11 protein-coding genes are annotated in these 11,762 nt (G+C 47.6%); 9 read left to right on the top strand and 2 right to left on the bottom strand.

What is annotated here, in order from left to right; translation table 11 throughout:
* Positions 1-74: 74 nt before the first annotated feature.
* Positions 75-590 carry a nucleotidyltransferase family protein gene (locus MHH60_RS11950; RefSeq protein WP_076134899.1) on the bottom strand — a complete coding sequence of 172 codons (516 nt, stop codon included), beginning with the start codon at positions 588-590 and terminating at the stop codon, positions 75-77.
* Positions 591-851: 261 nt separating this feature from the next.
* Between MHH60_RS11950 and MHH60_RS11945 the strand changes: the two genes are divergently transcribed.
* From MHH60_RS11945 to MHH60_RS11930, 4 genes are all read left to right on the top strand, one after another.
* Positions 852-2,456, top strand: a complete 1,605-nt coding sequence (locus tag MHH60_RS11945; RefSeq protein WP_306081993.1) for a sensor histidine kinase — start codon at positions 852-854, stop codon at positions 2,454-2,456.
* Complete coding sequence (locus MHH60_RS11940; RefSeq protein WP_076134814.1) at positions 2,453-3,181, top strand: LytR/AlgR family response regulator transcription factor; 729 nt, start codon at positions 2,453-2,455, stop codon at positions 3,179-3,181. Before MHH60_RS11945 ends, MHH60_RS11940 begins: the two co-directional genes overlap by 4 nt.
* Before the next feature lie 138 nt (positions 3,182-3,319).
* Complete coding sequence (locus tag MHH60_RS11935) at positions 3,320-4,564, top strand: L-lactate MFS transporter (RefSeq protein WP_076124755.1); 1,245 nt, start codon at positions 3,320-3,322, stop codon at positions 4,562-4,564.
* Between the two features lie 7 nt (positions 4,565-4,571).
* The gene (locus MHH60_RS11930; RefSeq protein ID WP_162636629.1) at positions 4,572-4,718 is read left to right on the top strand and encodes a hypothetical protein; all 147 of its coding nucleotides are present in this window, start codon (positions 4,572-4,574) and stop codon (positions 4,716-4,718) included.
* Between the two features lie 220 nt (positions 4,719-4,938).
* Here MHH60_RS11930 and MHH60_RS11925 read toward each other — a convergent pair whose 3' ends face one another.
* Positions 4,939-5,850, bottom strand: a complete 912-nt coding sequence (locus tag MHH60_RS11925) for a helix-turn-helix transcriptional regulator (protein WP_076134815.1) — start codon at positions 5,848-5,850, stop codon at positions 4,939-4,941.
* Between the two features lie 190 nt (positions 5,851-6,040).
* Here MHH60_RS11925 and MHH60_RS11920 point away from each other — a divergent pair, with 190 nt between their 5' ends.
* The 5 genes from MHH60_RS11920 (at position 6,041) to iolC (ending at position 11,669) form a co-directional block, all read left to right on the top strand.
* Positions 6,041-7,156: a glycoside hydrolase family 88/105 protein gene (locus MHH60_RS11920; RefSeq protein WP_076134816.1), complete on the top strand. Its 1,116-nt coding sequence runs from the start codon at positions 6,041-6,043 to the stop codon at positions 7,154-7,156.
* 127 nt (positions 7,157-7,283) lie between these two features.
* Positions 7,284-8,330: an inositol 2-dehydrogenase gene (gene iolG / locus MHH60_RS11915; RefSeq protein WP_076134817.1), complete on the top strand. Its 1,047-nt coding sequence runs from the start codon at positions 7,284-7,286 to the stop codon at positions 8,328-8,330.
* A gap of 38 nt (positions 8,331-8,368) precedes the next feature.
* Positions 8,369-9,199 carry a 5-deoxy-glucuronate isomerase gene (iolB, locus tag MHH60_RS11910; protein WP_076134818.1) on the top strand — a complete coding sequence of 277 codons (831 nt, stop codon included), beginning with the start codon at positions 8,369-8,371 and terminating at the stop codon, positions 9,197-9,199.
* A gap of 185 nt (positions 9,200-9,384) precedes the next feature.
* A complete protein-coding gene (locus MHH60_RS11905) occupies positions 9,385-10,395 on the top strand; it encodes a LacI family DNA-binding transcriptional regulator (protein WP_076134819.1) in 1,011 nt (336 codons plus the stop codon).
* Positions 10,396-10,658: 263 nt separating this feature from the next.
* Complete coding sequence (gene iolC, locus MHH60_RS11900; RefSeq protein WP_076134820.1) at positions 10,659-11,669, top strand: 5-dehydro-2-deoxygluconokinase; 1,011 nt, start codon at positions 10,659-10,661, stop codon at positions 11,667-11,669.
* Positions 11,670-11,762: the final 93 nt, after the last annotated feature.

Below are 11,762 nucleotides of genomic sequence, written 5' to 3'. Positions count from 1 at the left end.
TAAAGCTACAACAGCAAGCCCTTCTGTAGCAGAGGCTTGCTGTTGTTTTATTCTGATGCTAACACAACTTTGCTTTAGGAAGCGCTGACCTGCAATTGCTTCCACGTTGCCTGCCAGTTTTTTTGTGATATTCGTTTTTCATAAATAGGGAGTAAGTTCGGATTATTGTTGAAATGAGGGGTAGCCCGCAACACTACATTAATAACATCCGCAATCCCATGCGGAGCGGTGAGGATAACCTTGCCGTATTCATCTAAGGAAAGCCCAAGCGCTGTAGCTGTTTCCGGAAACTTGGAGATGGCATCTACAGATGACGTATAGGGTGCAAGGTTGTTAATGGTATGCATTCTTGCTTCATTCTTAACAGACCATGGCACATAGGGATTTAATTCCCTCAGTTTTGCCTCCCATTGCTTTTCCACTTCCTCATGAAGATTGCTGCCGTCATAATAAATAACATCAATATCTGGCAAAGGGGTCCGTTCTTCAAAGCCATGTAGGGTGTCCCAGATTTTTGAACGTACAAACCCAGCACAAACCCACCAGTCAGGTAACTGTAGCGATCTGGCATTTTCTAAAATATCCATCATCCAGGGATCATTATGTACAAGCTGAATGATATCTGCCTCGTGTTCTATTTTGTGCAAACTGCCACCTCCGAATATTCATGCTTCCAATCTGTTAATATCATACAACAAGAGTTTCAATAGAGGTATAAAGGGACAGGCTGAATGGACAGAGGCATGAACTATCTTTATAATGAATCGACATCGAGACCTTTGGAGGCGGTGACCGTGCAATATACGTTTACTATATTACTGCAATTGTTGGAAAGAGCTGCGTTATTGCTGATGTGTCTGTTTGTATTGACTCGTCTGCCGCGGTTTAAAGAGGTTTTTCAAAAAGAGAGTTACGCTCCGCAAGAGTTTGCTATTGCGACGATGATCTTCAGCTTATTTGCCATTTTTGGCACTTATAGCGGGATTAATGTGGAAGGTTCGCTTGTGAATGTACGAATTATCGCCATCGTATCTGGCGGGATTTTGTTCGGGCCATGGGTTGGACTTATAACAGGCATCATCTCAGGGGTTCACCGTTTTCTGATTGATATCGGAGGGGTAACCTCTCTTCCTTGTCTGATTACGAGTATCACCGCAGGCATAGTGTCTGGGATAATCTATCGCCGCACCTCTGGTGAGCGTCGCTGGATAGCAGGGATTTTGGCGGGAATGGCCTGTGAGGCACTGACGATGCTGCTTATTCTAGCGATGGCTCAACCGATGGCGCTGGGTGTAGATATCGTGTCCAAGATCGCTTTTCCGATGATTATGAGCCAGATTAGTGTCGGCCTGATTGTTGTGTTAGTGCAGAGCGTGGAAGGTGAGAAGGAACGGATTGCGGCTAAGCAGTCCAAGCTGGCGCTTGATATTGCCAATAAGACCTTGCCGTATTTTCGCAATATTAATCAGGAGTCGCTGCGCACCATCTGCCAGATCATCAAAGAGGATATCGGTGCAGACGCTGTAGCCATTACCGATACTCGGTTTATTCGTGCCTATGTTGGCGTGGGTGAGGAGGATTATGAGACAACTAACGATATTATCAGTGAGGAAACTAAAGTAACGTTGTCCAGTGGTGAAATTACCATCCGTAACGATGATAGTGATTACGTGAATCCGCAGATCAAGTCGCTGATCATCATACCTTTGAAGGAAAAGGGTGAGGTGACGGGAGCACTCAAAATCTATTACACCAAAGCCCACAAGATTACCTACTCGCTCCAAGCTATGGCCGTGGGTCTGTCGCAAATGATCTCTACCTTGATGGAAGTGTCGCGGGTGGAAGGCATTAAGGAAATGGCGAACAAAGCGGAGCTGAAGGCACTGCAGACCAGCATTAACCCGCATTTTTTATTCAATGCACTGAATGCGATTGCGTCCTCGATTCGAATTAACCCGGATAAGGCGCGCGAGCTGATTGTGAATCTGTCCGGTTATATGAGATACAATCTGGAGCTTACCGATGAATTCATTGATATCAAACGAGAGCTACAGCAGGTCCAGCAATACGTAGAGATCGAAAAGGCGCGTTTTGGAAGCCGGCTTAACGTGCTTTATGATATTGATGAGGTTCAGGTTCGGATTCCGAGTCTGATCATTCAGCCGCTTGTAGAAAATGCGATTATACATGGCATACTGAAGGTAAGAGGGACAGGAACAGTAACGATTTCTGTAAAAGACCACGGGGATACCGTACGGGTGGGCATTCGCGATACCGGAGCTGGCATCAGCAAGGAAACGATAGAGAAGGTCTATACTGGCGATATGCCGGAGAATAAAATCGGGCTGTTTAATGTACACCAGCGGGTAAAGCTGATCTATGGGACTGGACTTACCATTCAGAGATTGGATAAAGGGACGAACATTTTTTTTGATGTTAAAAAGGAGGACCAATGAGAGCGATCATCGTAGAAGATGAAGAGCTGGCAAGACAGGAGCTGGCTTATTTAATAGAGACGCACAGCGGGATCGACATAACGGCACAGTTTGAAGATGGGTTGGACGCGCTTAAATTTTTGCAGAGTGATACGATAGATGTGATTTTTCTGGATATTAATATTCCCTCCATCGACGGAGTGCTGTTGGCACAAAATATCAGTAGATTCTCGGTAAAACCCTACATAGTGTTCATCACTGCGTATAAGGAGCATGCCGCTGAGGCGTTTGAGATTGAAGCTTTTGACTATATTCTTAAGCCTTATAGCGAGGTACGCATCAAAGCCATGCTGCACAAGCTGGAAAATGCGTTTGCCAGCCGTGGACGACAGGGGGAAGAAGAACGTAATCCGGTCAGTGACAAGGTCAATCTGTGGAAAAATGAAAAGATTATCGTAGTGAATGCCGACGATATTTATTACGCCTCCGCGCAGGAAAAAAGCACAAGTGTGATGACTAAAGGTGAGGAATACAGCATGGCACTTAGTATCAGCGATTTCTTTCAGCGGCTGCCGCAGGATCGTTTTTTTCGCTGCCATCGTTCCTATATTGTTAACCTGTCCAAGATCAAGGAAATCATCCCGTGGTTCAACAATACGTATTTGCTGCGCCTGCATGATTTAGGTTTTGAAGTGCCGGTAAGTCGTAGTAAGGTAAAGGAATTCAGGCAGATTATGCGCTTATAAATGCAATTCATTCTTCATTTCCGTCATCTCATGCCGGATTTCTCTCAACATCGGCTGGTTTAGCTACAATAAAGAGGCGATAGAAGCTCTTGTAGCAGACAACGAGAGAGAAAGAAGGAAAAGACCATGACTACGACAATGGACAGCAAAAGCACCAAACGGTGGCTAATCGTATTAGGTACAGTAATTATGCAAATGGGTCTAGGTACCATCTATACATGGAGCTTATTTAATGCGCATCTGGTAACAAAATTTGGCTGGGAGCTTAACTCCGTTTCGATTACTTTTTCTATAACGAGCTTTGCACTCGCTTTCGCGACCTTGTTCGCAGGGAAGCTGCAGGATCGTTTCGGGCTTCGCCGTTTGACTGCTACTGCTGGGATTGTGCTCGGACTAGGATTGATTCTTAGCTCGCAGGCCAATTCACTCTTCATGTTCTATTTATTGGTTGGGGTGATCGTTGGTTTTGCGGATGGGACAGCTTATATCACTTCATTATCTAATTTAATTAAATGGTTTCCGAATAATAAAGGTTTAATCTCCGGCGTGTCCGTTGGTGCTTATGGAACAGGGAGTTTGATCTTTAAATATATTAACGGCGGGTTGATTGACTCAGTGGGTGTGTCTAATACATTTATGTATTGGGGTTTGATTGTAATGGGCATGATTGTAATCGGTTCCTTGCTCGTAAGAGAAGCTCCGGTTCAAGCGGCCCCAGCACCAGCGGGTTCAACGACAGCTACAGTAATGAGTTCACCGAAAGACTATACGGTCAAAGAAATGCTGCGGACAAAAGAAGCTTATCTGCTATTTATCATCTTTTTCACCGCTTGTATGTGTGGTCTGTATCTGATCGGTATTGTAAAAGATATCGGCGTGCAGCTGGCTGGACTTGATGTACAGACAGCAGCTAGTGCGGTGGCTATGATTGCGATCTTTAATACAGCGGGACGTTTAATTCTGGGTGCTTTATCTGACAAAATGAGTCGCTTGAAGCTGGTAGGCGCATCACTTGCTGTAACTGCGGCGGCTATGCTGACCCTCAGCTACGCGACCCTGAATTTCGGACTTTTCTTCACTTGTGTAGCAGCCATTGCGTTCTGCTTTGGCGGGAATATTACGGTGTTCCCCGCCATTGTCAGCGACTTCTTCGGACTGAAAAATCACAGTAAGAATTACGGAATTGTCTACCAAGGTTTTGGTATTGGTGCCCTTTCCGGTTCGTTTATCGCCGTCTTCCTAGGCGGGTTCAAACCAACCTTTGTTATCTTTGGCCTCTTGTGTCTGCTGGCCTGTATCATCGCGATTTCTCTGAAACCGCCAGTGGCGAAGTCGAAAGAGAAAAAAGCGCTGCGTCTCAAAGCAACGGAACGTACGGCTTAAGATGTAATTGAAGTTAGAACCAGGCAGCGATTCTCCGGTTAGTGGAGAATCGCTGCCTGGTTTTTTTGATTTGCGGTGGCTTGCTGAGCTGAGACTTGTTTGGGCGGATTATCTTCAATTGGAAGAAGGAGTTTTGCTGGGATCTGAGAAATAACTGCATTCTGTGCAACTATTCCGTATGAAATAGTGAATCTTCGGATTTTAGCTGTATTCTGTACAACTAAAACCTCGAGATGTTGCTTTGAGGCGAAAAAACCAAGGAAATAGTTGCACCAAATACATCTATATCTAATGGTGGTGTGATGCGTGAAAAAATAGTTGTATGAAATACAGTTAAACGTGACTACCCTTGCACCAGCATGGTAAGCAGTGCATCAATAGGACAGTGTGGTCGAAGCAGTGTTGGATGTGATCTGATTCTTGCGGAACTCGGATGGAGAGACCCCGCTAAGCTTATTGAATATGCGGTTGAACTGGGAGAAGCTGTTGAATCCGCATTGCCCGGCGATCTCGGAAATCTTCAGGCGGGTGTAAATCAGCAATTGCTGGGCATTACGGACCCGGGTCATCTGAATATATTCTGTCAGCGTGGAGCCGGTGATTAACTTAAATTGGTGTGATAAATAATAGGAGCTGATAAAGAACTCTTTAGCGAGGAAATCAAGGGACAACTCGCTGTTGTAATGGCTATGGATGTATGCGGTGATCGAGTAGATTTTTTGCATAATGGCATTTCCGATCTCCTCTGGGACATAGCTGTTCTGGTCTCTACGCTGGTATAAAGCACATAGAAACTGTTGGAAAAGGCTGTGAATCAGTACTGGATTTAATGGTGAAGTGCTATGTGATAAGGTGAAGATAGCGTTAAGAGGATCAAACACGGCTTTGCGTAACTCTTTTGGCAAACGGTAGATCGGTATTTCTTCCCGAAATGAGAGGAACATACTTTTGTAAGCGTTCTCTAAACCGGGTATATCCTTGGGCATGGCGAAGTTTATGATCAGCCGCTTAAATGGCGGCCCTTCCGGATATTGTGTCTTATGCATCCGATAAGGACGCAGGAGTACGATGTCATACTGCTGGAGGGCGCAGACATTCCCATCGATAATATGAGTGGCTCGGGAATCCATTAAGATATGAATCTCGTAAAAATCATGAAAATGCTGAACCTCCATATTGATATCATGAGAACGCTGGTCATAATCAAAATAATAAAAAAGGGGATCAACGGGCGTGTTGATACGTACGCTATACCCTTGTTCGTACAGTAAGTCGCTTTCAAGCAAATGCTCTCACCGCCTTATTCTGTAATATGCACTTATTATATGTTCAGAAAAGCAAGATTTGCAATATATGAGGGTTATTACAGCAAATATAAAGTAGTTTTTGTATGGAATGGTTTGATATATTACGGGTGAATGGAACTACCCAACATGAGGGAAGACCCAAAATAGCAGGCGAAGGGGCGGGAAACAGATGAACAACATCCGGATTAGTAAAGTTGAGATCATTGAAAAGCTGAACCGCGTGACGGATAAGCTGCTGAAGCTGGAGCGGCCGGAAAACGAAGCCGAACTGCAAAATTTAGGGGAGGATGCGGGACGACGGGGGTATTTTGCTCGTGATTTTGGCATGGAGGAATGGGATTGGCCGCAGGGAGTGGGGCTTTACGGACTTCAAAAGCTTGAACAGCATTTCAAGGATGAGCGTTATCAAGAATATGCCAAGCTTTGGATGAGCAAGCAGCTGGGCAAGGGACTGCCGAGCCGGAATATCAATACAACAGCGCCGTTGCTGTCATTAATGGAACTGAAGGAAGCGGAGGAATTAAGCCTGGAATGGGTGCAGTGGTTGATGCATGGCTTGCCGCGGACGGAGGAGTCTGGTTATCAGCATGTCACAACAGGAGCGAGCAAGGATGAAGTTACGCTCAATGATAATGAAATCTGGATTGATACGTTATTTATGGCTATTTTGTTCACGGCAAAAATGGGTGTGAAATACGATAATTCCGCATGGCGGCAAGCGTCGCTTTACCAACTGTTGCTGCATATCAAATACCTTTATGATAAAAAGAAGGGGCTTTTTTTTCATGGCTGGCATTTTGGCGGCCGGCATAATTTCAGTGAAGCCTTCTGGTGCCGGGGCAATAGCTGGTTTACACTCGGTCTGCCTGAATACCTGGAGTTGATGGGGCCGTATCTGGACAGTGGAGTGTTTGAATATCTTCAACAGATCCTGAACGCACAGGCAACAGCTTTATTAGCCTGCCAGAGCGGAGACGGATTATGGCATACGCTGCTGGACGACTCTAGCAGTTATACTGAAACGTCAGGCTCAGCAGCTATCGCAGCGGGTATTTTGCATAGCGTACGCAGGGGGGGGTTGCCGGAATCGTATGCAGATCCTGCCCTAAAAGCGATCCGGGCGGTGCTGGACAGAATTGACGATGAAGGCACGGTGCTTGGTGTATCCGGCGGTACTCCGATTGGTGCTGCAAAAGAAGATTATAAGCAAATCATTATTGCCCCTATGGCCTACGGGCAGGCCATGGTTTTAGTCGCACTAGGTGAAGCGTTACATTACTGTTGAGGTTGAGTAAATAGCTAAGGAGAGAGTCAATAAAGCTGGAGAAATATTTGCTTGTAACTTCGCTGGTGCTTGGAGTATACTATTTTCGGGATGGTTAAGCGCTTACCTTGAAGGAGGATAAGCAAACATGGTAAATTCGATCGTAGTTGGCATTATTGGGGCAGGCAGAATTGGCCGGCTTCATGCAGATAATCTGCGTGTGATGCCGTCATTTAAGTTGAAATCCATTGCGGAGGCTGTGGTAAGTGAGGAATTGCTGGTCTGGGCAGAGAGCCGGAATCTTGGCTCTGCATTTGTGAATGGGCAAGACCTTCTGAATGACCCTGAGATCGAGGCTGTGTTTATCTGCACACCTACGGATACCCACGCCTCTTGGATTGAGCTAGCAGCCCGGGCTGGAAAACATATTTTCTGTGAAAAGCCGATCAGCCTGTCGTCAGAGTTTACCCACCAGGCACTGAAGATAGTGGAGGATGAGGGTGTATTGCTACAGGTCGGCTTCAACCGGCGAATGGACCCTAGCTTCCGCAAACTTAAGCAACTGGTTCAGTCAGGAGAACTAGGCAGTCCACATATTGTGAAGATCACATCACGTGATCCGCAGCCTCCGGGTGAGGCTTATGTGCGGTCTTCCGGCGGGATGTTTATGGATATGACGATTCACGATTTTGATATGGCCCGTTATCTGATGGGTGAGGAAGTAACAGAAGTTTATACCCGAGGTGCCAATCTTGTTGATCCGATGTTTGGGCGCTGCGATGATGTGGATACAGCTGTCATCACGCTGACCTTTGCCAGTGGCGCAATCTGCATCATTGATAACAGCCGTAAGGCTGTATATGGTTATGATCAACGCGTGGAGGTGTTCGGTTCCTGCGGCTCAGCCACCGCCGACAACTGCCGTCCAACAACTGTGGAGGTTTCAACTGCTGCTTCGGTCACACGCGATCAGCCGCTTCATTTCTTTCTCGAGCGGTATAACCAGGCTTTCGTGGAAGAGGTTGCCGCATTTGCTCGGGCAATCCGCTTGCAGGAGCCTATCGTTTGCAGCGGGCTTGATGGGCAACAGGCGGAACGGATTGCTGAAGCCGCTAAAGAATCCTATCTTACCGGGTTTCCGGTCAAGTTGTCTTCTTGTGCTGGAGAGGGAATATCGGCGATACAATATTTGTAAGCGAATGCAGATGCTGAAGATGGGGGAGGTCTGTGAAGATGTCCAATCTAATCATTAAAGCCGGAGCACCCGGCAAAGATGGACTTGTAGCGGCAGTGAGCAAGGAGAGCGCTGGATGGGAGTATGTAGGGTTTGAAGTGTACCAGCTGCAAGTTGGGGATACGCTGAGCCGCAGCGCGGAAGGGAATGAAATCTGTCTGGTGCTGCTGGCGGGCAAGGCGGATGTGAGAGCAGGCGCCCAGTTGTTCGCTGGGATCGGTGAACGTATGTCTGTATTTGAGGATTTGCCGCCGTATGCGGTGTATATTCCGGCGGGAGGGCATTATGAAGTTACAGCCTTGACGGAGCTGGAACTTGCGGTTTGCCTTGCACCAGGAACGGGCAAATATGCGCCACGTTTGATCGCTCCGTGCGATACTGTAGCCGAAGCCCGCGGTTCTGGCAGCATGTCACGGCGAGTGGTCAACATTTTGCCTGAGCAGAGTGAAGCCGAGAGCCTGCTGGTCGTGGAAGTGCGTACGGGTGGCGGCAACTGGTCCAGCTATCCTCCGCACAAACATGACTGTGACAATCTACCTGCTGAGTCTTATCTGGAAGAGACATACTACCACCGGGTTAACCCGGCTCATGGTTTTGTAGTGCAGCGGGTGTATAATGATGACCGCAGTCTCGATGAGACGATGGCGGTGTCTGACCGCAGTATTGTATTGGTTCCGGAGGGCTATCATCCTGTATCGGCACCGCCGGGCTATGATTCTTATTATCTCAATGTGATGGCAGGTCCGGTCCGCACATGGGTTTTTCATAATGATCCGGAACATGAATGGCTGTTCGAGATGCAGCAACACCAGAAGGATAAGAAGGAATAGTGTAGCAGCACGCACGAAAAGGGGGCTTCCGCAAGGCGGAGGCTCCTTCTTTGTGTCGATGTATTGACCAAATGATCGCCACAGTAACAGAGTCCCTTGCACCGCTTAATAGACACTGTCAGAAGAGTTCCTTATAATCTAGGTATAGGATTGATTGTACGAACGTAAAGGCGGGCTCACTAACGATGAAACCTACGATATATGATGTGGCACGGGAAGCGGGAGTCTCCATCGCTACGGTGTCCAAGGTGTTGAACAAGAACGGGAGAATTAGCGATAAGACACGGGAGAAGGTTCATCGGATCATGGAGGAGCTGAATTACCAGCCGAGTCTGGTGGCTTCTGCGCTGACGAGTCGCCGAACGGGAACAATCGGGCTGATGATTCCCGATATTTCTAATCCCTTTTTTGCTGAGGCGGCCCGAGGTATTGAGGATTATGCTCAGGAGCAGGGAAGCGACTTAATTGTATGCAGTACAGACCGGGATGATGAGAAGGCGGCCAGGTATATCTCACTGCTCCTGCGCAAACGGGTGGACGGTATAATCATTGCTTCTCATACAGGGAATCCGGATATGGTCCGCCGTCTGCTGGCTGATCACGTGCCGCTTGTGTTATTTTCGGCTGATATCCGGATGATGGAGAGCAACAGCGTCACGGTGGATGACTATAAGGGAGGCTATCAGGCGACAGAATATCTGTTGTCCTTGGGCCATCGCAGGCTCGGCGTTATCTCTGACAATTTACCGGGGAGTATGCTGCGCGTGGAAGGCTTTATGGATGCGCTCAAGGCAGCAGGTGTTGGCTTTGACAATCCGGCTAATCTCACGCATACCTCAGCCACGCTGGAGAATGGCCGCAAAGCGGCTGCCGTGATGCTGGCTCAGGCGCAGGAAGACCGGCCGACCGCCATATTCGCCTGCAACGATCTGCTCGCGATTGGGATATTGAAGGAGGCGCGCAGCGCAGGCTTGTCAATACCCCGTGATCTGTCCGTAGTGGGTTTTGACAATACAATGCTGGCTGAAATTTGCCATCCTACCTTGACCAGCATTGCTCAGCCTCTGCGTGAGATGACGGAACAGGCGATGATTCTGCTGAACGAATCTATCGACAATCCCGATAGTTCTAAGCGCAAGATCATGCTGATGCCGGAACTGATAGTCCGCCATTCCACTGGACCGGCACCGCATTAGGAAGAAACAACCTCTACAAACGGAGTAAGAACGCCGACTCCTATCTGAAGACCTGTACCTCGCTTAGCAGCGAGGTACAGGTCTTTTCTTTGTTTTTTTCTGGTACATGAGTTCAGTTCCCAACTTCGTTTAAGTTCAGGATTGCCAAACTCCAATTTCTAAACTATACTAATGGAAATTAGGTTAAGCGCTTAACCCATCCCCCGATGATTGTTGTATCTCATTAATCCATTTTACTGAAGTTTTCTCAAGGAGGCGTCATAATGAACGGTTTACAGTTCGATCCTGCACGACCGCTGGATTTAATCGCTGTCGGTCGGCTCTGTATTGACTTGAACGCTAATGAAACCGGAAGACCCATGGAAGAGACATTGACGTTTACCAAATATGTCGGCGGTTCTCCCGCTAATATCGTAATTGGAGCAGCGCGGCTAGGGATGCGCACTGGCTTTATCGGTAAGATATCCGATGATCAGATGGGCCGTTTTATCCGAACTTATCTGCAAAGGAATGGCATTGACGATAGCCAGGTGAGCGTTGACCAGACTGGTGCAGTGACTGGGCTTGCTTTTACTGAAATAAAGAGTCCTCAGGAGTGCAGCATTCTGATGTACCGGGATCATGTGGCTGATTTGCTGCTGAGTACGGAGGAGATCTCGGAAGAGTATATTCGGAAGTCCAAGGCACTGCTGATCTCAGGTACTGCACTGGCACAAAGTCCGTCTCGTGAGGCTGTGTTTGTCGCTTTGGAGTTCGCCCGCAAGCATGATGTCACTGTATTTTTTGATCTCGATTATCGCCCCTATACTTGGAAGTCAGCTGCAGAAACAGCGGTCTATTATAATCTGGCAGCTGAGAAATGCGATTGTATCATCGGTACCCGTGAGGAATTTAATATGATGGAGAGCCTGTACAATGTGACAGATGCAGATGACGAAGCAACAGTTAACCGCTGGTTCTCGCACCAAGCTAAGCTGGTCGTTATCAAGCATGGCGGGAGTGGTTCAATCTCTTACACTGCGGATGGGCAGAAGCATCGGAGTGGTATTTTTCCCGCTAAAGTATTGAAGACATTTGGAGCCGGGGATTCCTACGCCTCAGCCTTTATTCACAGTCTAATGCGGGGTGAAAGCGTCGGTGAGGCCATGCGCCGCGGCAGCGCGTCGGCATCCATTGTCATCTCCCGCCACAGCTGTTCGGATGCCATGCCAACCTTGGATGAATTGGAAGCGTTTTTATTGTCTAACGAGGAAATCACTTCAGGTGCAGAGTAAGTAGCCGGAGGTTGGAGAGGACACAACTCAAACAACCCCAGATCGAATAGCTATGCAAGATTAGATTACATTCGCAGGATCGCATTAATGAGA

The organism is Paenibacillus sp. FSL H7-0716, assembly GCF_038002705.1.
Taxonomy (GTDB): Bacteria; Bacillota; Bacilli; order Paenibacillales; family Paenibacillaceae; genus Paenibacillus_AQ; species Paenibacillus_AQ odorifer.
This window is presented reverse-complemented; position numbering and strand designations above follow the sequence as displayed.